Consider the following 21,438-nt stretch of genomic DNA (forward strand, 5'->3'; position numbering starts at 1 on the left):
TTAGCGGCAATGCGTGAGACATATATTATCAATAAATTATCAACGTTTTACTAATAACAATTTTCTCCAGGCTCGCTGGAAACGTCCGCTCGTCGTACACTTTCGACACTTTCCACCCCATTTCCGAGAGCCTCGCATGGCGCGTCATCCCACCAAGATCGTTTCGTCGGAGCATCTCGTCTCCGAGACCAGCGCGGAACTGTCCGAGCTCGAATACGCGCTGATCATGGCGGGCAACGCGTTCAACCGCTGGATGGTGCGTTGCATGTCGGCGGCCGGCGACAAGGACATGACCGCGATCGAGGTATCGCTGCTGCATCATGTAAGCCATCGCGAACGCCGCAAGAAACTGGCGGACATCTGCTTCGTGCTGAACATCGAGGACACGCACGTCGCCACTTACGCGCTCAAGAAGCTCGTAGCTAGAGGGTATGTAAAAAGCGAAAAGACCGGCAAGGAAGTGTTCTTCTCGGCGACCGAGGCGGGACGTGAACTGTGTCTGAAGTATCGCGAGGTGCGCGAGAACTGCCTGATTTCGACGCTCAAGGAAAGCGGCCTGACCAACCAGCAGATCGGCGAGGCCGCGCACCTGATGCGCAATGCGTCGGGGTTGTACGACACGGCGGCGCGCGCGGCGGCTTCGCTATAAGAACCGAATCAAGGAAGGATAACGGCGGCATACCGCGCGAGCGTGCGCGCTTGCGCTTTACCTTCTCAAACCGGCAAGCCCGGATGAAACCCCGCCTCGGTCACGATCAGATCGAGCGGAATATCGTGGGCTTCGCGCTCCAGTGCCTGCGTGCGGCACGCTTCATAGGCGATACCCACGGTGATCGGCTTCTGCGCCGCCGGCCAGCCGGCCAGCGTGCGGTCGTAATAGCCGCCGCCATAGCCGAGCCGGAAGCCGTCGTCGTCGAAACCGACGCATGGCACGAACAGCAGCTCGGGCAATACGATGCGCTCCGAGGTGGGCTCCGTGATCCGGTGATGGCCGATTCGCATCGGCATGTCGGGCGTCCATGCGTGAAATTCGAGCGGCGCGCCACGTTCTGTAACGATCGGCAAACTGGCCTCATGTCGCGTGCTGGCCGCGAGCCAGATCGCGATTGCGCCGCGCGCGTCGAACTCGCCCGCGAGCGGCCAGTAGAACCCCACGCCATGCACCGCGAAGTGCTTCAGCGCGTCGAGCACGCGGCGCCCGAGCGCGGCATTGTTGGCCGGCTCGGAAGCCGCTTGCAGACGGGCTTCCAGTAGCATCCGGCGCAGCGCCTTTTTCGCTGACGGGACAGGGTTGCATGCTATGCTTGGGTCCAATTTGCGCTCCAGAAACAACGATGTCAAAAAGCCTCTTTCGAGTATATCGCGCGGTTGGCATGGCGCTCGCCGCGGCGGCGCTCGTCGCGTGCAGCACGGCTTCCGCCGTCAGACCGATTCCGATCACCCAGCTCACGAACGACGACCAGATCTTCGTGCAGCTTCGTGAGGCCGCCCGCACCAACGATGCCGGACGCGCGGCCCAGCTCGCGAGCATGATCCCGAATTACCCGGCGCCGTCGTATGTGGAGTACTTCCAGATCAAGCCGCAGCTGTTCGACTCGAGCGGCCATGCGCGCGTCGATGCGCCCGACGCGCCGGTGCTCGCGTTCCTGCAGAAGTACGACGGCCAGGCAATTGCCGACCGTCTGCGCAACGACTACCTGAACGTGCTCGGCACACGCCACGACTGGCGCAACTTCGACCAGCAGTACGCGAAGTTCGTGCTCGACGACGACACCCAGGTGAAGTGCTACGCGCTCGAATCGCGCGCCTCGCGCGGCGAAAACGTCGCCGATGCGGCGCGCGCGCTGCTCGTCGATCCGAAATGGTACGGCGACGGCTGCGTCGATCTCATCACGGTGCTCGGCGCGAACCGCCAGTTCAGCAGCAACGACGTCTGGCAGCAGATTCGCCTTGCGTACGAGCAGAACTACACGAGCACCGGCAGCAAGCTCGTCGACGCGCTCGCCGACCAGGCGCCCGATCCGGTGCAGTTCAGCCAGGCGGTCAATACGCCGCCGCTGTTGCTTGCGCGCGGCGTCGGCGCCGATCCGCAGGCGCATCAGCTGGCGCTGCTCGCGATCACGCGCATGGCGCGCAACGATCCGGCGATGGCGGCGGCCACGTTCGCGTCGGTCGCGCCGTCGCTGAATTCGCCCGAGCGCGCGATCGGCTGGGGCACGATCGGCTATCAGGGCGCGCTCAAGCAGATGCCCGGCGCGGTCGACTGGTTCCGGCTCTCGGCCAACGCGCCGCTGTCGAATCCCGCGTATGAATGGCGCACGCGCAGCGCGCTGCTCGCCGGCGACTGGAACATGGTGCGCTGGTCGATCGAGCAGATGCCCGAGTCGCTGCGCAAGCAGCCGTCGTGGGTGTACTGGCATGCGCGCGCGCTGAAGCAGGCCGGCGACACGGCCACGGCCAGCCAGGAATTCCAATCGATCTCGTCGAACTTCAACTTCTACGGCCAGCTCGCGCTCGAAGAACTCGGCCAGAAGATCACCGTGCCGCCGAAGACCACGGTCACCGACGCCGAAGTGCAGCAGGCCGGCAACACGCCGGGCTTCGACCTCGCGCAGCGCTTCTATGCGCTGAATCTGCGGCTCGAAGGCAATCGCGAATGGAACTGGCCGCTGCGCAACATGACCGACCGGCAACTGCTCGCCGCCGCCGAGTACGCGCGCCGCATCCAGCTGTACGACCGCACCGTCAACACCGCGGACCGCACGAAGAGCGAGCACGATTTCTCGCTGCGCTATCTGTCGCCGTTCCGCGATATCGTCGAACAGGACGCGCAGTCGAGCGGGCTCGACATCGAATGGGCGTACGGGCTGATCCGCCAGGAGTCGCGCTTCATCATCAATGCGCGTTCGGAAGTCGGCGCGGGCGGTCTGATGCAGTTGATGCCGGCCACCGCGCAACTGGTCGCGAAGAAGATCGGTCTCGGCCCGGTGTCGCGCGAGCAGATGAACGACATCAACACCAACATCCTGCTCGGCACGAACTACCTGGCGATGATCTACAATCAATTCGACGGGTCCGCCGTGCTGGCTACCGCCGGCTACAACGCAGGTCCGGGCCGTCCGCGCAACTGGCGGCAGTCGCTGCAGCGCCCGGTCGAAGGTGCGATCTTCGCCGAGGCGATTCCGTTCCAGGAAACCCGCGACTACGTCAAGAATGTGCTGTCCAACACGGTCTACTACGCGGCATTGTTCGAAGGCCGTCCGCAATCGCTGAAGGCGCGCCTGGGTTACATCGCACCGTAAGCGCCATGCCGCCGCGACCTCGCTCCGGGGTTGCGGCGCGCCTCGCCAGCCGTTGCCGCGGCTTCCAGCTGGGAGTCGAAAATGCGACATCAAGCCATTGCGATCATCGGCGGCTCCGGGTTTATCGGCAGCCAGCTCGTCAACGCGCTCGTCGAGATGGGCAAGGACGTGCGCATCGCCACACGGCGGCGCTACAACGCGCGCCATCTCACCATGCTGCCGATCGACGTGATCGAAACCGACGTGTTCGATCCGGTCCAGCTTGCGCGTTTCGTCGAGGGCGCCGACTGCGCGATCAACCTCATCGGCGTGCTGCACGGCAAACGCGGCAAACCCTATGGTGCCGAGTTCGCGCACGCGCATGTCGATCTGCCGACGCGCATCGTCGCCGCCTGCGAAGGCAAGGGCGTGCATCGGCTGATTCATCTGAGCGCGCTCGGCGCCAATCCGAACGGCCCGAGCATGTACTCGCGCTCGAAGGGCGACGGCGAGAAGGCCGTGCATGCGGCGAACGTCGCGTGGACGATTTTTCGGCCATCGGTCGTGTTCGGTCCCGGCGACCAGTTCCTCAACAAGTTCGCATTCCTGCAACGCGTGTTCCCGGTGATTCCGCTCGCGATGCCCGATGCGCAATTCCAGCCGGTCTATGTCGGCGACGTGGCGAAGGCGATCGTCAACGTGCTCGATCTCGACGCCGCCAGCGGCCGCACCTACGAACTCGGCGGCCCGACCGTCTATACGCTCGAAGACCTCGTCGCGTATTGCGGCGACGTGATCGGCAAGCATGCGCGCATCATCCGGCTGCCCGAAACGCTTGCGCGTTTGCAGGCGCTGAGCTTCGAAATGGCACCCGGCGAACCGGCGATTTCGCGCGACAATCTCGATTCGATGAAGGTCGACAACGTGCTGAGCGGACCGCTCGCGCCCGAACTCGGGCTCGAACCGACCAGCATCGAGGCGATCGTGCCGACGTATCTGAGCGGCTCGGCCACGCGTTCGCGTCTCGATGACTTCCGCGCGAACGCCGGACGCTGAAGCCTTGCCCATTTCCTTTCTCACTCTTCTTTCCTGCCAGGCATGAAACTTCTCATTGGCGACAAAAACTACTCGTCATGGTCCATGCGTCCATGGCTGCTGCTCAAGCATTTCGGCATTCCGTTCGATGAGGCGTTGATCCTGCTGAACGAGCCGGACACGAACGCGAAGGTGCTCGCTCAGGCGCCGCGCGGACCCGGCAAGGTGCCCTGCCTGATCGACGACGCGGGGCAGGCCGTGTGGGATTCGCTCGCGATCGCCGAAACGCTCGCCGAGCGTTTCCCGCAGCATGCGCTGTGGCCGCGCGACGCGGCGGCGCGCGCACACGCGCGCAGCGTCAGCGCCGAGATGCATTCGGGCTTCGGCGAACTGCGCTCGAACATGTGGATGAACATTCGCGCGTCGTTCCCGGGCAAGAACGCGAAGCCCGGCGTGCTCGCCGATATCGCGCGCATCGAGGCGCTCTGGGGCGATTGCCTGCAACGCTATGGCGGCCCGTTCCTGTTCGGCGAGTTCGGCATTGCCGATGCGATGTACGCGCCGGTCGCGATGCGCTTCAACACATGGCAGCCGGCGTTGTCGGCTGCGGCCGCGGCCGCGGCCTATGTCGAGCGAGTCACCGCGCTGCCCGCGGTCGCTGCGTGGATCGAGGCCGCGCACGGCGAAACGCACGCGATTCCCTATCAAGACGAATGCCCATGAATATCTATGCAGTAGGCGGTGCGATCCGCGACGAACTGCTCGGCGTGCCGGTGCAGGATCGCGATTACGTGGTGGTGGGCGCGACGCCCGAGCAGATGGTGGCGCAGGGTTATCGTCCGGTCGGCAAGGACTTCCCGGTATTCCTGCATCCGCAGACGCACGAGGAGTACGCGCTCGCGCGCACCGAGCGCAAGACGGCGGCCGGCTATCACGGCTTCCAGTTTTTCTACGCACCCGACGTCACGCTCGAAGAGGACCTCGCGCGGCGCGATCTGACGATCAACGCGATGGCGCGCGAGGTGCGTCCGGACGGCGAGCTGAGCGGGCCGGTCGTCGATCCGTTCAATGGCCAGGCCGATCTTCAGGCGCGGCTTTTTCGCCACGTCAGCGCCGCGTTCCTCGAAGACCCGGTGCGGATTCTGCGCATCGCGCGGTTCGCGGCGCGTTTCGTCGATTTCACCGTCGCGCCCGAAACGAGGGCGCTGATGCGCGCGATGGTCGCGGAAGGCGAGGCCGACGCGCTGGTGGCCGAGCGTGTGTGGCAGGAGGTGTCGCGCGGGCTGATGGAGAAGAAGCCGTCGCGGATGTTTGCGGTGCTGCGCGAGTGCGGCGCGCTCGCGCGGATTTTGCCCGAGATCGACGCGCTGTTCGGCGTGCCGCAACGCGCCGACTATCACCCCGAGGTCGATACGGGCGTCCACGTGATGATGGTGCTCGACCATGCCGCACAGCAGGGCTATGCGCTGCCGGTGCGCTTTGCGGCGCTCACGCACGATCTCGGCAAGGCGACCACGCCCGAGGACGTGCTGCCGCGCCACATCGGCCATGAGGGCCGCAGCGTCGATCTGCTCAAGCCGCTGTGCGAGCGGCTGCGCGTGCCGAACGAGTGCCGCGACCTCGCGCTGCTGGTGGCGCGCGAGCACGGCAATATTCATCGCGTGATGGAAATGGGCGCGGCCGCGCTCGTGCGGCTTTTCGAGCGCAGCGACGCGATCCGAAAGCCGGCGCGCTTCGCCGAGGCGTTGCAGGCGTGCGAGTCCGACGCGCGCGGGCGGCTTGGCTTCGAGACGCGCGATTATCCGCAGGCGGAGCGGCTCAGGGTGGCGTTGGTCGCCGCGCGCGGCGTCGATGCGGGAGCGGTCGCGAAGCGTTTCGCCGATGCGCCGGCCGGTATCAAGGACGCCGTGCATCAGGAGCGCATTCGGGCGGTGGAAGCGGCGATTGCTTAGGGGGTGTTGGCGGGCCGTAGCGGTGCGGGTGGATTGGCCGCCGTCGCTGAGGTGAGTGCCCACTGTCAAATCCGCAGGCCGTGCGGCTTGTGCGTGCTGCCGTGCAATGGAAGCGGTGTCGGCTACAGGCTCTCGCGGGCGATGCGGCTGTACACGCGGTTTGGGCCGCTGTCGCCGCCGTCAGTCCCGGTCATCGCCATCAGGGCGGCGCGGCGAGCGCCGCGAAACCGCCAATGCCTACAACGCCCGCGCCAGCAGCGACAACAGCATCGACAGTACCAGCGTCGACATGAACGGAAACGGATACTCCCGGCCGAACAGCCGCAAGGTCACGTCGCCGGGCATCCGGCCGATGCCGAGCTTCCTGAGCCACGGCCAGCAGGACGACAGCACTGCGACGGCAATGAAGGTGGTCAGAAGCCAGCGGATCATCGCGAGTCCTCGAGCCCGGGCCGGGCGGAAATCACAGCGTATACGAGCGATCGCCGCTCGAAAATGCGCGCAGCGTATCATCGAGTCCGCGCGAAAAGGCGATCACCTTGAACAGCTCGCCCATCTCTGCCTCGGACAATAGCTTCTGCACCGCATTCGCGGCAGGCAGAAAGCGTGCGGTATCGGCAGGGTCGATTTCGCCGAGCGCCTCGGTGATGCCCGCGTTCATCAGGAAGCGCGCCTGCGATGTGAAGCCGAGCAGGTCCGCGCCCGTCTCGACGCCCGCCTCGGCGATGCCCGTGAATTCGACGTGCGCGGTGATGTCCTGCAAGCCCGGGTACAGGAACGGATCGCCGTGCGCGCGGTGCCGGTAGTGGCACATCAGCGTGCCCTGCGCGCGCTGGCCATGGTAGTACTCGTGACGCGGAAAGCCGTAGTCGATCAGCAGGATCGCGCCGCGCGCGAGCATCGCGCAGATCGTGCGCGTGAATGCGCTGGCGGCTTCATGCGTTTCGGTCAGATAGTCTTCGCCGAGGGTGTCGCGGGTGGCATCGATTTCCGCCAGCCGCGCAAGGTCCTCGGCGGCCGCGACCGGCCGGTCGTCGAACGCGAACGCGCCGTCGCGCCACGCCACGCCGCGCTCGTGCCATACGCCGCCGCGATGCGCGAAGAGCCGCACCGGCATTGCGTCGAGCACCTCGTTGCCGATCACGACGCCCTCGAAGCGCTCGGGCAGCGCATCGAGCCAGCGCACTTTCGCGAGCAGCGCGGGCGCGGCCGCCGCGATCGTTTCGCGCTGACGCTCGCGCAACTCGCCCGACAGATCGACGATCGAGTAGCGGTCGAATTCGGCACCCGCCGCACCCAGCGCGTCGAGCGCATTGAGCAATCCGGCCGCGAGCTTGCCGGTGCCGGCGCCGAACTCCATTACCTCGCGCGTGCCGCTCGCCCGCAACGCCTCGGCTACCGGACGCGCGAGCGTCGCGGCGAACAGCGGCGAGAGTTCCGGCGCGGTCACGAAGTCGCTGCCGTCGTCGCCGCGCAGCCCGAATTTGCGCGCGCCACCGCTGTAATAGCCGAGCCCCGGCGCGTACAGCGCGCGCTCCATATAGCGGTCGAACGGCAGCCAGCCGCCGGCCGCGTCGAGCTCCGCGCGAATCTGCGCGATGAGCGCTTCGGACTGCGCGAGCGCGCTCGGGCCGGGAGCAGGTAAACTATCGGGTTGGTGAGCTTTCGGATTCATCCCCGCATTGTAAATGACCGTCTCTTCGCACACCGCTGCCCGCGCGGCCGAAGCGCCGCCGGACGGGCCGCCCGCCCGGCGGCCTGACGCGTCCCGCGTCGTGCTGATTACGGGCGCGGCGCGCCGTATTGGGCGCGCGCTCGCGCTCGGCTTTGCCGCGCGCGGCTGGGACGTCGCCGTTCACTACGGCGCGTCGCGCGAGGAAGCCGACGAAGTGGTCGCGCGGATCGCCGCAATGGGCCGCCGCGCGGTCGCGCTGCATGCCGAACTCGGCGACGAGGCGCAGGTCGAGCGGCTTTTGCCGGCCTGTACCGCGGCGCTCGGGCGGCCCACGTGCATCGTCAACAACGCGTCGCGTTTCGAGGAAGACACGGCGCGCGACGTCGGCTACGAGCTGCTGCTCAAGCTGACCGCGATGAACCTCGGCGCGCCGCTCGTGCTCGCGCGCATGCTGTTCGAGGCGACACCCGAGGCCGCCTTGCGCGACGAAAGCCAGCGCGCGGTGGTCATCAACGTGCTGGACCAGAAGCTGTACAACATGAATCCGGATTACCTGTCGTACACGCTGTCGAAGGCGGCCTTGCAGACCGCGACGGTCGCACTGGCCCAGGCGCTCGCGCCGAAGGTCCGCGTGGTCGGGCTCGCGCCCGGCCTCACGCTGCAATCGGCCGATCAGACGCCGGACGGCTTCGAAGCCGCTCACCGAACGACGCCCCTGGGCCGTGCGTCGCGGCCCGAGGATATCGTCGCCGCCGCGCTGTATCTCGCGGATGCAGCCGGCGTCACCGGAACGACGCTGGTGGTCGACGGCGGGCAGCATCTCGTGCCGCTGCCGCGCGACGTGATGTTTTTGACGGGCGCCTGACACGCGCGCGGCCTGCCTTGCCGAGGCGGCCGGTGCGCGTGGTGAAGCGCCCCTTTGCGTGCCACGCACGCTTTTTTGACTGGAACGAACATGTTTGACGCTCTTTCGCATCCCCGGCTTGCCGATTGCCGCCGGCTCTTTCTGCGCAATTACGAGGTGCACATCAATATCGGCGTGCACGACTTCGAAAAGCGCGGCGAGCAGCGCGTCGTCATCAACGTCGAACTGTTCGTGCCGCTGTCGCTGTCCACACCGGTGCACGACAAGCTCAACGAAGTCGTCGACTACGACTTCATGCGCTCGACCATCGCGCAGCGCGTCGCGCAAGGCCATATCCATCTGCAGGAAACGCTGTGCGACGACGTCGTAACGACGATGCTCGAACATCCGCACGTGCGCGCCGCGCGCGTGTCGACCGAGAAGCCGGACGTCTATCCGGACTGCGACGCGGTCGGCGTCGAAGTCTTTCGCATCAAGGAGATTTGAGCGATGAACGCTCCGCAAACGCTCAACGAAGGCCGGCACGACGCTCACGCCGAAGCCCTGGCACAGGCGGCGGCGCAAAGCGCGGTCGACGCCGTCGAAGCCAGCGAAACCGCTACGGCCACGAAAACCGTCCGCGCCCCGAAGTCGCCGCTCACGCGCCGCGAGCAGAAAGAGGCGTACGAGAACAACAAGCTGTTCAAGCGCCTCGCGCGCCAGGTCGGCCAGGCGATCGGCGACTACAACATGATCGAGGACGGCGACAAGGTGATGGTCTGCCTGTCGGGCGGCAAGGACAGCTACGCGATGCTCGACATCCTGATGCGGTTGCGCGAGCGCGCGCCGATCAATTTCGACATCGTCGCGGTGAATCTCGACCAGAAGCAGCCGGGCTTCCCCGAGCACGTGCTGCCCGAATACCTGACGCAGCTCGACATCCCGTTTCATATCGAGAACCAGGACACCTACAGCATCGTCAAGCGGCTCGTGCCCGAAGGCAAGACCACCTGCTCGCTGTGCTCGCGGCTGCGGCGCGGCATCCTGTACCGCGTCGCGGGCGAACTCGGCGCGACCAAGATCGCGCTCGGCCACCATCGCGACGACATCCTCCAGACGCTGCTCCTGAACCTGTTCTACGGCGGCAAGCTGAAGGGCATGCCGCCGAAGCTGCAATCGGACGACGGCAGGAACATCGTGATCCGGCCGCTCGCCTACGTGAAGGAAACCGATCTGGAAAAATACGCGGAGCTGCGCGAATTTCCGATCATTCCGTGCAATCTGTGCGGCAGCCAGCCGAACCTGAAGCGGGCCGAAATGAAGGCGCTGGTCCGCGACTGGGAGAAGCGCTTCCCGGGCCGTATCGAGAACATGTTCAACGCGCTCTCGAATGTGGTGCCGTCGCATCTGATGGACCATCAGCTGTTCCCGTTCGCGGGGCTGCGCGCGAGCGGCGAAGCCGATCCGAACGGCGACATCGCCTTCGACGAAGAGCCGTGCTCGACCGGCAGCGACGAGGGCGCACCGCTCACCGGCGCGAAGACCATCTCGCTGGTCCAGTTCGACGACCTCTGAGAGCCGCCCGCGAAAAGCGCCCGATTTTGCGGATATGCCGGCGCTTTTCCGCTGGCCTTCTGTTCCCGCCAAGGCCGCACCCGCGGCCTTTTTTGCGGGTGCAGCATGCTAGAATCGTCGGCTCCAAACTCGTCTGATTGCCGACGCCATGAACATCGTGATTTTGGCGGCGGGTACCGGCAAGCGCATGCGTTCCGCGCTTCCCAAGGTGCTCCATCCCCTGGCTGGCCAGCCGCTCCTCGCTCATGTCATCGACACCGCTCGCGCGCTGAAGCCCGCGCGTCTGATCGTCGTGATCGGCCACGGCGCCGAGGCCGTGCGTGAAGCGGTCGCGGCGCCCGACATTCAATTCGCGGTGCAGGAGCAGCAGCTCGGCACCGGCCACGCGGTGCAGCAGGCGTTGCCGCTGCTCGATCCCTCGCGACCCACCCTCGTGCTGTACGGCGACGTGCCGCTCACGCGCGCGCAAACGCTGCAGGCGCTCACCGAACGCGCGGGCCGCGACGGCTACGGCGTGCTCACCGTCACGCTCGACGACCCGAGCGGCTACGGCCGCATCGTGCGCGACCCGAGCGGCAAGGTGCAGCGCATCGTCGAGCAGAAGGACGCGAGCCCCGAGCAGTTGAAGATCGCCGAGATCAACACCGGCATCATCGTCGCGCCGACCGCGCGGCTCGCCGGCTGGCTCGCGGCGCTGAAAAACGACAACGCGCAAGGCGAGTTCTATCTGACCGACGCGGTCGAAATGGCGATCGAAGCCGGCCTCGAAGTCGTCACCACGCAGCCCGACGACGAGTGGGAAACGCTCGGCGTGAACAGCAAGCAGCAGCTCGCCGAACTCGAACGGATTCATCAGCGCAACGTGGCCGACGCGCTGCTCGTCGCGGGCGTGACGCTCGCCGACCCGGCGCGCCTCGACGTGCGCGGCACGCTCGAATGCGGCCGCGACGTGTCGATCGACGTGAACTGCGTATTCGAAGGCCGCGTGACGCTGGCCGACAACGTGACAATCGGCCCGAACTGCGTGATCCGCAACGCGAACATCGGCGCGGGCACGCGCGTCGACGCGTTCACGCATATCGAAGGCGCAGAAGTCGGCGCGAAGGCCGTGCTCGGCCCGTACGCGCGCTTGCGTCCCGGCGCGGCGCTGCAAGACGAGTCTCACGTGGGGAACTTCGTCGAGATCAAGAACGCAGTGCTCGGCCATGGCTCGAAAGCGAACCATCTCACCTATATCGGCGACGCGGATATCGGCGCGCGCGTGAACATCGGCGCGGGCACGATTACCTGCAACTACGACGGCGCGAACAAATTCCGCACCGTGATCGAAGACGACGTGTTCGTCGGCTCGGACACGCAACTGGTTGCGCCGGTGCGCGTGCGGCGTGGCGCGACGATCGCGGCGGGCACGACGGTCTGGAAAGACGTCGAGCCCGATGCGCTGGTGCTGAATGACAAGACTCAAACGAGCAAAACGGGCTACGTGCGCCCGGTCAAGAAGAAAAACTGACGGAGACGGCGCGCGAGGCGCGCTTCCCGAATCCGGCTCTGAAAAGGAATAAACCATGTGCGGCATTGTCGGCGCGGTTGCGCAACGTAATATCGTTCCCGTCCTGATCGAAGGACTCCGGCGCCTCGAATATCGCGGCTACGATTCGTGCGGCGTCGCCGTGCTCGGCGCGAACGGACCGAGCCGCGCGCGCAGCGTCGCGCGCGTCGCCGACCTCGACGACCAGGTGCGCGACGGGCAGCTCGAAGGCGTGACGGGCATCGCGCATACGCGCTGGGCCACGCACGGCGCGCCGGTCACCGACAACGCGCACCCGATCTTCTCGCGCGACGCGCTCGCGTTGGTACACAACGGCATCATCGAGAATTACGAAACACTGCGCGAGATGCTACGTGGCAAGGGTTACACGTTCGTTTCGCAGACCGACACCGAGGTTATCGCGCACCTGATCCACAGCCTGTATCGCGGCGATCTGTTCGCGGCGGTGCGCGAAGCGATCGCGCAACTGCACGGCGCGTATGCGATCGCGGTGCTGCACAAGGACCAGCCGCACACGGTGGTCGGCGCGCGCCAGGGCTCGCCGCTCGTGGTCGGGCTCGGCGACGGCGAGAACTTCCTCGCCTCGGACGCGCTCGCGCTCGCGGGCAGCACCGAACGCTTCATCTTCCTTGAGGAAGGCGACGTGTGCGAACTGTCGCTCGACGGCGTGCGTATCGCCGATCGCAACGGCGAGCGCGCGCAGCGCGAAGTGCGCCAGGTCGCGGCCTATGGCGGCGCGGTCGAACTCGGCCCGTATCGCCACTTCATGCAGAAGGAAATTTTCGAGCAGCCGCGCGCGATCACCGACACGATTCCGCAGACCGATGCGTTCGATCCGTGGATCTTCGGCGACAGCGCGAGCAAGGTGTTCGGCGAGATCGACAGCCTGCTGATTCTCGCGTGCGGCACGAGCTACTACTCGGGGCTCACCGCGAAGTACTGGCTCGAATCGATTGCGAAGATTCCGACCCAGGTCGAGATCGCGAGCGAGTATCGCTATCGCGAGTCGGTGCCGAATCCGAAGTCGCTCGTGGTCGTGATCTCGCAGTCGGGCGAAACAGCCGATACGCTCGCGGCGCTCAAGCACGCACAGGCGCTCGGCCACGCGCACACGCTCGCGATCTGCAACGTCGGCACGAGCGCGATGGTGCGGCAGACGGAGTTGTCGTTCCTCACGCATGCGGGCCGCGAGATCGGCGTTGCATCGACGAAGGCGTTCACGACGCAACTGGTCGCGCTGTTCGTGCTCGCGGCCACGCTCGCGAAGCTGCGCGGTCACCTGAGCGACACGCAGGAAGCGGACTATCTGAAGCAGTTGCGCCATCTGCCCGCCGCGCTGAACAGCGTGCTGGCGCTCGAGCCGCAGATCATCGCGTGGTCGGAAGAGTTTTCGCGCAAGGAGCATGCGCTGTTCCTCGGCCGCGGCCTGCACTATCCAATCGCGCTCGAAGGCGCGCTGAAGCTCAAGGAAATTTCGTATATCCATGCCGAGGCGTATCCGGCCGGCGAGCTCAAGCATGGGCCGCTCGCGCTCGTGACCGAAGCGATGCCGGTGGTCACGGTCGCGCCGAACGATGCGCTGCTCGAAAAGCTGAAGTCGAATATTCAGGAAGTGCGCGCGCGTGGCGGCGAGCTTTACGTGTTCGCCGATTCGGATACGAAGATCGTCAACGACGAGGGGCTGCATGTGATCCGGATGCCGGAGCACTACGGGCTGCTGTCGCCGATCCTGCACGTCGTGCCGTTGCAGTTGCTCGCGTATCACACGGCATGTGCGCGGGGGACGGATGTGGATAAGCCGCGGAATCTGGCGAAGTCGGTGACTGTCGAGTGAGCTTTGGGCGGGATGCTATGGTATCCCGCCTCTCGCTTCTCTCCGGCACACAGCTACAACTCGAATTTATTGCTACGATCCCGCCGCGCATTCCCTTCCTGAAGCAGTTTCATTTGCTCGTCAAAGCGCTGCCGGGACATATTGAGTTCGTGCGCGTACTTCATTTCCATCAATCGCACTCTGAATTCGAGAAGATTCTTTTTGTGCGATTTTTCGTCGAGCAGTTTCTTCGCCAGTGCGCAACAGAGAAGCGCAACGGAAAGGATCAGTGTGTACGCGCAAATGAATATCAACAGCGAAACGAGCAACTCGTAACCGAGATAGACGATACCGACGAGTCCACAGCACACGATAAGCAACTGAAGCACGCGGGCAATATTCGATTGCTCGCGGGTTCTGTTGCGTCGGGCCCGGTATAGGGCCCGACGCCGGTTGAAGTCCTGCCTCGTGAGCGCGGCAATGAGCTTCTCACGGTCGAATTCGGAGAGATCGGGCGAGTGAGATATCTTGCTTTCCGCGTATTCTCTCGATTCCCGCAGAGTCGGTGGGCGACCCGCGGAGAGGTTGCGTTTCCATATCTCGAGCAAAGCGAGAATGATCGGCGTCAATGCCGTGACGAGTTTTGCGAGAGAGGTCAGGAGGTTCTCTGGGGGCGAGCCGGAACCTCCATCCGGTTTGGGATTGTTGTTGCCATCCGCCGACTTTCCTTGCGGGTAGAGCAAACTGACCAGCGAAACGCCGGCAGGGCCTTGCAGACCATCACGGCCGGGAGGCCCGGGTTCGCCGCGGTCGCCTGTTTCGCCCCGGTCACCCTTTTCACCGCGATCGCCTCTCTCGCCCTTGCTGCCCGAGTCGCCGCGATCGCCTTTCTCTCCGCGTTCGCCACGCTCGCCTTTCGCACCGGTGTCGCCTTTTGCCCCCTGTTCGCCGGGCTTGCCGGCGGCACCTTGAGGGCCCACGGACCCGGCAACGCCGTTGACCCCGTTGACCCCGTTGACCCCGTTGACCCCGTTGACCCCAGTATTCTCCCTCGCACTCCGGCTGCCTCGGCCAGTATCCCCATTCGCGTTTTGCCCGCCTGGAAGCAGCACGTTCGTGACGTACCCGGTGCCTATGGGCGTGTTATCGGGGGCCGTAGCCGCGTGACCGGACTGATCGCGACTCGCGCACGCCGAAAGAGTCATGCAGAATCCTATCGCCGCAACACTCAATAACCGCTTCATCGGATTATCTCGATTGTTTTATTTCGTCGTCGTGGTCAAGCAAATAGCCTTTGCCCGATGAGGTGACGCTGCCGGATTCAACGACTGTCGCGTCTTCAGCATAGCGGAATTCTGAAAGCGAAACCGCGGCATGATTCGCCAAAAGAAAGTGCAATGACCCAGCGTGGCGAAGCGCCCATGCCGTGTCGGCTTAATCCGTTTTTTCCACGACGGCTCGACGCGGCGGCACCCTATCGACTACGCTCGGCCGATACCACGCAGGGCATCATCGACACATGAAGACCTCGGCTTCCGACCCAATGCGAACCGCGACGTTCACCGCCCAACTCAAAACTCGAGCCGTACTGCTCGCGCTCTTCGTCAGCTCGATGTGGGCGGTGTTCTTTCTGTCGGCCGCGTTGCCTTTCCTCCATCTGAACGAGCACGGTGTCGTGCCGCGCACGTTCGGCGGCCTGCAAGGCATCCTGTTTGCGCCGTGGCTGCATGCGAACCTCGCGCACATCGCCGCCAACACGAGCGGGCTGCTCGTTCTCGGCTGGTTGTGCACGTGGCCGGACATCGCCGGCTTCTGGCGCGCGACCCTCGGCGCAATGCTGGGCGCGGGTCTCTGCGCGTGGTTATTGGGCGCGCCTTATTCGGTGCATATCGGCGCGAGCGGCCTGGTGTTTGGCTATGCGGGCTATCTGGTTGCGCGCGGTTACTACACGCGCAATCTCGTCTCGATCGTCGTGGCGCTGGTCGTCGTGAGCAGCTACGGTCTGAGCATGCTGTTCGGCGTGCTGCCGGTCTATCCCGGTGTGTCGTGGCAGAGCCATATCGGCGGCGCGCTCGGTGGCGTGCTTGCGGCGCGCGCGGCGGCCGGGGCGGCTAGAAGCGTGCGCATGCGCTGATTGATGCGCATGCATTGCCGCCTCGGTATGTCGTCGTGGTATGGCCGACGGAATCGAGGCGGGCTGCGTATATCCAACCGCGCGGCGCTTGGCTTCGGAAGCGCGCGCGTTTATCGGCAAGCGTATTCCCGTTTCCTCAAATCGGGTTCGGCGCAGGTGGCAAACAATCCGCCCATTCCCGGACACGGATACGCCGGCGCGAGCTTGCCCTACAACGCGGCGCTCACTCTCTCACCAACGACACCGCCGCCGCCGACACGAACTCGGCGCGCACGCTCTCGCCAACGTGGAGTTCGTCGAGCGGAATATCGCGCGCGACTTGCAGCAGTTGCCGATGTTTCGGTCCACGCAGCGTCACCGTGCGGTTCTTGCCATCGATCCTGACGACAGTCGCGACGATCCGCACCCGATGCGCGGACGACACCACGCCCGCCGATGCCGGCAGTGCGAGCGTCGTTTCGGTGCGCTCGCGCACACCGTGGGTTGCGAGCTTCTCGATGCGAATCAGCATCGCCTGCTGATACGCGACGTTGAGGCGATCACCGACACGCAACCGGCTCACGTCCGCGATGCCCCGGTTGACCTCGACGTCGGCGAGTTGGCCGCGCGGACCACGCAGCAGCACACGATTGCTGGCGGCATCGACGGCGGCGACGTGCACGCGCATATGAACGACGTCCGCTTCACGCAGCGCCGCTTGCACGGTATCGGCGGCGACGGCGGTGTCCTGCGCGAAGCCGGGTTGAGCCAACGCGCTCGCGAACAGAGCCGCGCCGCAGAGCGCCGCAACCGGTAGCCTCGCCGTGCGCCGACGGCTCCTGTCATGCTTCCTGTCGTGGCTCATCGCGCTTTCCATGTCGGTCTTCTTGTTCATTTTTCATTGCGCCTGTTCGCTGTTGCGGCCTTGTTTGCCATATGCGGGCAACCTGCTGTCACTGCCGCCGTCGTCGCATGCACAGGCGCAACGCCTCGCGGCTAAAGCTCCGGTCGGGCCAGATCGCTCGTGACGATATGCTCTCCGTACACCTGCGCGGCGGCAATCGCTTCGAGCCGCGTCGCATGCGGACCGAGCTCCGGTGCGCCGTCGAACGGAAACAGCACGCGGCCGTCGGTGTTGCGCACGACTTTCAGCACGCCGTAGAAGCGCCGATAGCCGGCCATCTTCGCGGTCGCCGAAATGTCGAAATCGTCCTCCGACGTGCCGGGGACGCTGGGAATGAATGCGGTTTTGCTCATGGTTGAAAACATCGGTTATTCGCCGAACCGGCACGCCAGCAAGAGAACGCTGTGCAGCCAGAGTTCGCGCTGACGGGCGTGCGGACCGCACCCATTGTCTCAAATCTCCGCTTGCAACCGCTGTCGATCCATAAATGCAACTAACAGAATAAATTTTGGAGATAAACAGCGGGTGACCACGTCGCCTTCGTTACTCGCACCGCTACCTGGTGGCTTTTATCCCAAGAGAGAGTCGTTCAGGCAACCGACCCGCATCCCGATTCCCCTTGATTTAAAAGACAAAATTTGTAATGACCCAGTGTCGGACAACAGGGCAGGGATATAATGCGAGGATTGCCGCTACCTTCCGTCCCCGTTATGAGCCGGTTACTTTGCCTGATCGTGCTTTCGTTAGGCCTGATGCAAACCGCAGCAGCCGACGAAAACAGCGACCGAATATCGGCGTATCTCACGCACAAATTCGGCCTGGCCAAGGACAAAGCTCAAAAGATTTCCGACGCGGTGCAGTCCGCCTCCTCCAAATACTCCCTCCCGCCGGCGCTACTGCTCGCCATCATCTCGATCGAATCCCGTTTCAAGGAAAAAGCCCGCGGTGCCAACGGCGCGACGGGGCTCATGCAGGTCGTGCCGCAGGCGCATCGCGGACTGCTGCGCAACGTCAAGGACCTCACCGAGCCGGGCGCGAACATCGAAGCCGGCTCGGCAATCCTTTACGGCTATATGCGCTCGGCCAACGGCGATCTGAGCGCCGCGCTGAAGAGCTACGGCGGATCGAAGGCATATGCGCAGAAGGTGAGCTTGCGCGTCGAAGACTTCGCCGCAATCGCTCCGCCGCAGAACGACACGCAGCATGCCGACAGCCAGGCCGTGCCGTGCGAGGCCGATCGTTGCGCCGGGGCGAATCAGTGGGCCGATGCGTTTAGCGTGCCGGCGGTGCAACCCGCGAGTGCGGCGGTGACGGCGTCTTCCGTGTCTTCCTCTTCGGCCGCCACTTCGGCTCCGGCCACACGTTCGGTTTCAGGCTCGGCGCGTACCGCATCGAATTAACCGCATCCGCACGGTTTTCCCTTCGCTTCAGCCTACTTTCCGTATCAGAGGCTGCTGCAATCACTGCGAATGCTGACTGTCGCGGCATCCACGCAACCCTCCCCGGTTTCGTCTCTTTGTCACTCACCGCCACGCGGTGACAGGTTCCCGCTGCACGCTTTTACGCACACCCGGCGGCGCGCTCTACAATGCATTTCCATTCGCGCCCATGCGGCGCTCCTTGTACTCGATCATGCAGATCCCGTTTTCCAGAACCACCGCCGCGGCCCTGTTCGGGCTGCTGGCGCTCGCGGCATGCAGCAGCACACCGCAACCGCAATTCCAGCAGGAATTGTTCGAAACCGGTGCGAGCCCGTACGCCCGCAACTTCAATTCGAGCACGACCGACGCCTGCGAAGCCGCGCGCCGCGCCTTGCTGAGCCAAGGCTATCTGACGACGATGGCGCGTCCCGATACCGTCGACGGCACGAAGAATTTCCAGCCGACGAGCGATACCCACGTAGTCGTCGAATTTCATGTGGTGTGTACGCCGGGAGAAGAGGCGGCCAGCACGAGCATCGTCTACGTGAACGCGGTGCAGAACGGCTTCGCGCTGAAGAAAAGCGATACCTCGGCGAGCGTCGGGCTGAGCGTGCTTGGCTCGCTGTCGCTGCCGATCCGCTCGAACAGCGACGCGATGGTCAAGATATCGAGCGAGACGATTCCGTCGGGCAAGTTCTACGACCGTTTCTTCGGCCTCGTCGATCACTACCTGCAAACCGTCGTGCGCACACAGCCGGTGACGAGCAGCACAATCGAAACGCGCGTGCTGCCGGCCCCCGAACCGATGCCGACGCCGGTACTTGCACCGGAGCCTGCATCGGCGCCGGTTCCGGTGACGACGCCCACCGCGGTTCCTGAGCCGGTTCACGCGTCAATTGCCGCTGCGGCGCCAGTGGCGGTCCCCGCGCTGGCTCCTACTTTGCCCGATGCGATCGGCCAGGCGGCCGGCATCCAGCCGGCGAGCGGAGCGAGCCCCGCACCATAAACGTCGAGGCGGCCAACATCGCGGTGCAGCCTGCGGATTCAGGTCGATCAAGCGCTGCCCAGCCTGTCATCCGCGCGCGCAGCGGGACTTATCCTATGTTTTTTACTTCATACGTATACATATGTAGTAATAGTTAACAAAGGCTTACCCGTTCTGTGGATAACGCCAAAATTCCTCGCTTCATCAAGGTGATGCAAAACCCATAACCCTGCGGAACACGGTTGTAGAAAAACTACATAAGCGGGATAAGTTCGGCAGCACGTTGACCGGCACCCGTCTTTATCAAGATTTCGCACACAAGCTGTTCGACGGGATATCCCGACGTTGTTCATAGCTTGTTGTGGATAACCTGTCGCCTCGAGCGCCTTTCGCCGTGTGCGACAGCCCGCAGTTCGCGCGACGCGAAGAGCTCGCCACCGCACAGACCCTCGCGCGCCGGACGCGCACATTCGAACCGCGGCATGAAGATTGCGCGCTTTCTTTTTGCAAGCGCAACTGTTGCTATTTAGTCAAAAACATTTGGGCACCGAGCCATCCCGGCATAGAGTTAAAGTGATTTCTGAGGTTCTTGGTGCAATGCGGGGGGATGTATGAAACGCAGATCAGCACGACAACTCGTCCGTCTTCTCTCGGACCTTCGGCATGCGGCTCATTGCAGTACCTTGAGGGCGGCAGCGACCAATCGGGCGATGGCGCTGGCCGCCGCCGAAACCGACGAACATGCCGCCGACGACGGCGACAGCATCGAGTCCACGCGCGACGCCCATCAGGACAAACCGGTCCGGAGCGGATCATGAGATCCGCAAGCGAGCAGTCGCTGCGGTTTCTGGTCGAGAAGTGGCTTGCGCCGCTGCCTTCGGCGCTGGTTCACGTCACGGAATTCAGCCGCACGCGCTTGGGCGGCCGGCGTTATGTGCGGGTGGAGACGTCGTCGGAAGAGGGCGCGCGCGGCCTGTTCTTCTTTCGTCACGACGACGGCTGCTGGTGCGTGTTTCCGCCCACCGCCGATACGCCGAAGCTGTATGCGCATCCGCGGGCCGCATGAAGGGTTTCAATCGGACAGGCACCGCTGGGTTTGCCGCTTACGACGCTTGCGGCACGCGTTCGCGGTTGCGCCGCCAGCCCGGCAGCACCTGACACACGATTAATCCCGCCAGCATCAGCGCGCAGCCGGACAGCGCGCGCGCCGTCAGCGTTTCTCCCAGCACGAGCCAGCCGGCGAGGGCCGCGAACACGCCTTCCATGCTGAAGATCACTGCCGCGTGCGACGGCGCCGCATGCTTTTGGGCGACCACCTGGATCGTATAGGCGATGCCGACCGACATCGCTCCGCCATACGCGATCGTCGGCGCTGCGCGTGTGAGCACCGCGACGCTGACCGGCTCGACCGCGAGGCCGATTGCGAGGCACACGAGCCCGCAGGTCACGAACTGCACGAGCGCGAGCATCAGCGTGTCGTGGCGCGCCGCGAAGCGGCCGACGAGCATCATCTGCGCGGAAATCACCAGCGCGCCCGCGAGCTGATACCAGTCGCCGTATAGCATCGAGAAATGTTCGTCGACGCTCAGAAAATACATGCCGACGGCCGCGAGCAGCGCGCCGAGCCACGTGCCGAGGCCGGTTTTATGGCGAAACAGCACGCCGAGCAACGGCACGATCACGACATACAGCGAACTGATGAAGCCGGCGTTGGCGATCTTCGTGTATTGCAGCCCGATCTGCTGCAATGAAATCGATACGGCCAGCACGACACCGAGCAGTCCACCGGCGCCGAGCAGTTCGCGAGCACCGCCCGGCTCGCGCCTCGTCAGTTCGGCGAGCGCCGGGCGGCGTACGCAGACGATCATCGTCAGCACGACGAGCGCGCCGAGCAGAAAGCGCAGGCCGGTGAACAGAAACGGGCCGATCGCGTCGAGGCTCAGCCGCTGCGCGACAAACGCGGAGCCCCAGATCATTGCGGCGATCAGCATCAGCACGTTGGCGCGCAGGTGTTGGCGGGTATCGGAATTCAAGTTTTTTGGGTTTCTGGAGTGGGTCGTGCCGGCAAGCGCGTTATTCGTTTGCGGTGGTGCGCGCGGGCAGGCTGTCGAGGCGCGGCCCGTGGTGCCGGGATGACGTATCCGGCGTCGGACCGGCCGGAGATTGTTCACATGATACGCGGGCGTCTCGCGGCCGGACAGGCAAGCGGCGCGACTTGCGCGACGATCGCGTAACCGTCGGCCGAGCGCTGCCCTGTTTGAATCGGCGAGCTTTGCGGCGAACGGCCTGGT

The 21,438-nt window shown here is 64.7% G+C and carries 20 protein-coding genes and 1 pseudogene; 14 read left to right on the forward strand and 7 right to left on the reverse strand.

The window, feature by feature from the left end; all coding sequences use genetic code 11:
- The first annotated feature begins 136 nt into the window (after positions 1–136).
- A complete protein-coding gene (locus tag F3J20_RS21270; protein ID WP_167047481.1) occupies positions 137–649 on the forward strand; it encodes a winged helix DNA-binding protein in 513 nt (170 codons plus the stop codon).
- 65 nt (positions 650–714) lie between these two features.
- On the opposite strand, the gene F3J20_RS21275 is transcribed toward F3J20_RS21270, so the two are convergent.
- Positions 715–1,257: a 5-formyltetrahydrofolate cyclo-ligase gene (locus tag F3J20_RS21275; RefSeq protein WP_240162856.1), complete on the reverse strand. Its 543-nt coding sequence runs from the start codon at positions 1,255–1,257 to the stop codon at positions 715–717.
- A 77-nt stretch (positions 1,258–1,334) separates the two neighbouring features.
- Between F3J20_RS21275 and F3J20_RS21280 the strand changes: the two genes are divergently transcribed.
- The 4 genes from F3J20_RS21280 (at position 1,335) to F3J20_RS21295 (ending at position 6,268) form a co-directional block, all read left to right on the forward strand.
- Entirely contained in the window at positions 1,335–3,302 is a 1,968-nt protein-coding gene (locus F3J20_RS21280; RefSeq protein WP_167047484.1) for a lytic transglycosylase domain-containing protein, read from the forward strand.
- Positions 3,303–3,383: 81 nt separating this feature from the next.
- Positions 3,384–4,337, forward strand: coding sequence for a complex I NDUFA9 subunit family protein (locus tag F3J20_RS21285; RefSeq protein ID WP_167047487.1), 954 nt, complete (start codon positions 3,384–3,386; stop codon positions 4,335–4,337).
- A gap of 42 nt (positions 4,338–4,379) precedes the next feature.
- The gene (locus tag F3J20_RS21290) at positions 4,380–5,039 is read left to right on the forward strand and encodes a glutathione S-transferase family protein (RefSeq protein ID WP_167284440.1); all 660 of its coding nucleotides are present in this window, start codon (positions 4,380–4,382) and stop codon (positions 5,037–5,039) included.
- Entirely contained in the window at positions 5,036–6,268 is a 1,233-nt protein-coding gene (locus F3J20_RS21295) for a multifunctional CCA addition/repair protein (protein ID WP_167284441.1), read from the forward strand. Before F3J20_RS21290 ends, F3J20_RS21295 begins: the two co-directional genes overlap by 4 nt.
- Positions 6,269–6,505: 237 nt before the next feature.
- Here F3J20_RS21295 and F3J20_RS21300 read toward each other — a convergent pair whose 3' ends face one another.
- Entirely contained in the window at positions 6,506–6,700 is a 195-nt protein-coding gene (locus F3J20_RS21300; RefSeq protein WP_167047497.1) for a DUF2905 domain-containing protein, read from the reverse strand.
- Between the two features lie 31 nt (positions 6,701–6,731).
- Positions 6,732–7,943, reverse strand: a complete 1,212-nt coding sequence (locus tag F3J20_RS21305) for an SAM-dependent methyltransferase (protein WP_167284442.1) — start codon at positions 7,941–7,943, stop codon at positions 6,732–6,734.
- 13 nt (positions 7,944–7,956) lie between these two features.
- Between F3J20_RS21305 and F3J20_RS21310 the strand changes: the two genes are divergently transcribed.
- The 5 genes and pseudogenes from F3J20_RS21310 to glmS all read left to right on the forward strand — a co-directional run bounded on the left by F3J20_RS21310 (position 7,957) and on the right by glmS (position 13,745).
- The gene (locus F3J20_RS21310; protein ID WP_167284443.1) at positions 7,957–8,808 is read left to right on the forward strand and encodes an SDR family oxidoreductase; all 852 of its coding nucleotides are present in this window, start codon (positions 7,957–7,959) and stop codon (positions 8,806–8,808) included.
- 90 nt (positions 8,809–8,898) lie between these two features.
- Positions 8,899–9,294, forward strand: coding sequence for a dihydroneopterin aldolase (locus F3J20_RS21315; protein ID WP_167047507.1), 396 nt, complete (start codon positions 8,899–8,901; stop codon positions 9,292–9,294).
- A 141-nt stretch (positions 9,295–9,435) separates the two neighbouring features.
- Positions 9,436–10,362 (forward strand): annotated as a pseudogene (ttcA, locus tag F3J20_RS21320) (tRNA 2-thiocytidine(32) synthetase TtcA); the annotation flags it as partial.
- Positions 10,363–10,510: 148 nt separating this feature from the next.
- Complete coding sequence (gene glmU / locus F3J20_RS21325) at positions 10,511–11,872, forward strand: bifunctional UDP-N-acetylglucosamine diphosphorylase/glucosamine-1-phosphate N-acetyltransferase GlmU (protein ID WP_167284445.1); 1,362 nt, start codon at positions 10,511–10,513, stop codon at positions 11,870–11,872.
- 55 nt (positions 11,873–11,927) lie between these two features.
- Positions 11,928–13,745 carry a glutamine--fructose-6-phosphate transaminase (isomerizing) gene (gene glmS, locus F3J20_RS21330; RefSeq protein WP_167284446.1) on the forward strand — a complete coding sequence of 606 codons (1,818 nt, stop codon included), beginning with the start codon at positions 11,928–11,930 and terminating at the stop codon, positions 13,743–13,745.
- A 53-nt stretch (positions 13,746–13,798) separates the two neighbouring features.
- Here glmS and F3J20_RS21335 read toward each other — a convergent pair whose 3' ends face one another.
- Positions 13,799–14,704, reverse strand: a complete 906-nt coding sequence (locus tag F3J20_RS21335) for a collagen-like protein (RefSeq protein WP_240162857.1) — start codon at positions 14,702–14,704, stop codon at positions 13,799–13,801.
- A 563-nt stretch (positions 14,705–15,267) separates the two neighbouring features.
- Here F3J20_RS21335 and F3J20_RS21340 point away from each other — a divergent pair.
- A complete protein-coding gene (locus tag F3J20_RS21340; RefSeq protein ID WP_240162858.1) occupies positions 15,268–15,858 on the forward strand; it encodes a rhomboid family intramembrane serine protease in 591 nt (196 codons plus the stop codon).
- Positions 15,859–16,081: 223 nt separating this feature from the next.
- On the opposite strand, the gene F3J20_RS21345 is transcribed toward F3J20_RS21340, so the two are convergent.
- The gene (locus F3J20_RS21345; protein ID WP_167284449.1) at positions 16,082–16,732 is read right to left on the reverse strand and encodes a hypothetical protein; all 651 of its coding nucleotides are present in this window, start codon (positions 16,730–16,732) and stop codon (positions 16,082–16,084) included.
- 101 nt (positions 16,733–16,833) lie between these two features.
- Positions 16,834–17,094, reverse strand: coding sequence for a DUF6723 family protein (locus tag F3J20_RS21350; RefSeq protein WP_167047524.1), 261 nt, complete (start codon positions 17,092–17,094; stop codon positions 16,834–16,836).
- A 357-nt stretch (positions 17,095–17,451) separates the two neighbouring features.
- Here F3J20_RS21350 and F3J20_RS21355 point away from each other — a divergent pair, with 357 nt between their 5' ends.
- From F3J20_RS21355 to F3J20_RS21365, 3 genes are all read left to right on the forward strand, one after another.
- A complete protein-coding gene (locus F3J20_RS21355; protein WP_167047527.1) occupies positions 17,452–18,141 on the forward strand; it encodes a transglycosylase SLT domain-containing protein in 690 nt (229 codons plus the stop codon).
- A 208-nt stretch (positions 18,142–18,349) separates the two neighbouring features.
- On the forward strand, positions 18,350–19,168 hold the full coding sequence (locus tag F3J20_RS21360; protein ID WP_240159213.1) for a DUF2242 domain-containing protein: 819 nt from the start codon (positions 18,350–18,352) through the stop codon (positions 19,166–19,168).
- Between the two features lie 793 nt (positions 19,169–19,961).
- The gene (locus tag F3J20_RS21365) at positions 19,962–20,213 is read left to right on the forward strand and encodes a hypothetical protein (RefSeq protein ID WP_167047530.1); all 252 of its coding nucleotides are present in this window, start codon (positions 19,962–19,964) and stop codon (positions 20,211–20,213) included.
- Between the two features lie 37 nt (positions 20,214–20,250).
- On the opposite strand, the gene F3J20_RS21370 is transcribed toward F3J20_RS21365, so the two are convergent.
- Positions 20,251–21,180, reverse strand: a complete 930-nt coding sequence (locus F3J20_RS21370) for a DMT family transporter (protein ID WP_167047532.1) — start codon at positions 21,178–21,180, stop codon at positions 20,251–20,253.
- Positions 21,181–21,438 lie beyond the last annotated feature (258 nt).

The sequence above is a fragment of the Paraburkholderia sp. Cy-641 genome (genome assembly GCF_011752945.1).
Classification (GTDB): Bacteria; Pseudomonadota; Gammaproteobacteria; order Burkholderiales; family Burkholderiaceae; genus Paraburkholderia.

What these genes read in the sequence shown, in the direction of transcription:
- F3J20_RS21340 (WP_240162858.1), top strand. Translation starts at nt 15,268, where the DNA reads ATGCGAACCGCGACGTTCACCGCCCAACTCAAAACTCGAGCCGTACTG.
- F3J20_RS21270 (WP_167047481.1), top strand. Translation starts at nt 137, where the DNA reads ATGGCGCGTCATCCCACCAAGATCGTTTCGTCGGAGCATCTCGTCTCC.
- F3J20_RS21355 (WP_167047527.1), top strand. Translation starts at nt 17,452, where the DNA reads ATGAGCCGGTTACTTTGCCTGATCGTGCTTTCGTTAGGCCTGATGCAA.
- F3J20_RS21285 (WP_167047487.1), top strand. Translation starts at nt 3,384, where the DNA reads ATGCGACATCAAGCCATTGCGATCATCGGCGGCTCCGGGTTTATCGGC.
- F3J20_RS21310 (WP_167284443.1), top strand. Translation starts at nt 7,957, where the DNA reads ATGACCGTCTCTTCGCACACCGCTGCCCGCGCGGCCGAAGCGCCGCCG.
- F3J20_RS21275 (WP_240162856.1), bottom strand. Translation starts at nt 1,257, where the DNA reads ATGCTACTGGAAGCCCGTCTGCAAGCGGCTTCCGAGCCGGCCAACAAT.
- F3J20_RS21360 (WP_240159213.1), top strand. Translation starts at nt 18,350, where the DNA reads ATGCGGCGCTCCTTGTACTCGATCATGCAGATCCCGTTTTCCAGAACC.
- F3J20_RS21350 (WP_167047524.1), bottom strand. Translation starts at nt 17,094, where the DNA reads ATGAGCAAAACCGCATTCATTCCCAGCGTCCCCGGCACGTCGGAGGAC.
- glmU (WP_167284445.1), top strand. Translation starts at nt 10,511, where the DNA reads ATGAACATCGTGATTTTGGCGGCGGGTACCGGCAAGCGCATGCGTTCC.
- glmS (WP_167284446.1), top strand. Translation starts at nt 11,928, where the DNA reads ATGTGCGGCATTGTCGGCGCGGTTGCGCAACGTAATATCGTTCCCGTC.
- F3J20_RS21315 (WP_167047507.1), top strand. Translation starts at nt 8,899, where the DNA reads ATGTTTGACGCTCTTTCGCATCCCCGGCTTGCCGATTGCCGCCGGCTC.
- F3J20_RS21300 (WP_167047497.1), bottom strand. Translation starts at nt 6,700, where the DNA reads ATGATCCGCTGGCTTCTGACCACCTTCATTGCCGTCGCAGTGCTGTCG.
- F3J20_RS21345 (WP_167284449.1), bottom strand. Translation starts at nt 16,732, where the DNA reads ATGAACAAGAAGACCGACATGGAAAGCGCGATGAGCCACGACAGGAAG.
- F3J20_RS21280 (WP_167047484.1), top strand. Translation starts at nt 1,335, where the DNA reads ATGTCAAAAAGCCTCTTTCGAGTATATCGCGCGGTTGGCATGGCGCTC.
- F3J20_RS21295 (WP_167284441.1), top strand. Translation starts at nt 5,036, where the DNA reads ATGAATATCTATGCAGTAGGCGGTGCGATCCGCGACGAACTGCTCGGC.
- F3J20_RS21290 (WP_167284440.1), top strand. Translation starts at nt 4,380, where the DNA reads ATGAAACTTCTCATTGGCGACAAAAACTACTCGTCATGGTCCATGCGT.
- F3J20_RS21305 (WP_167284442.1), bottom strand. Translation starts at nt 7,943, where the DNA reads ATGAATCCGAAAGCTCACCAACCCGATAGTTTACCTGCTCCCGGCCCG.
- F3J20_RS21365 (WP_167047530.1), top strand. Translation starts at nt 19,962, where the DNA reads ATGAGATCCGCAAGCGAGCAGTCGCTGCGGTTTCTGGTCGAGAAGTGG.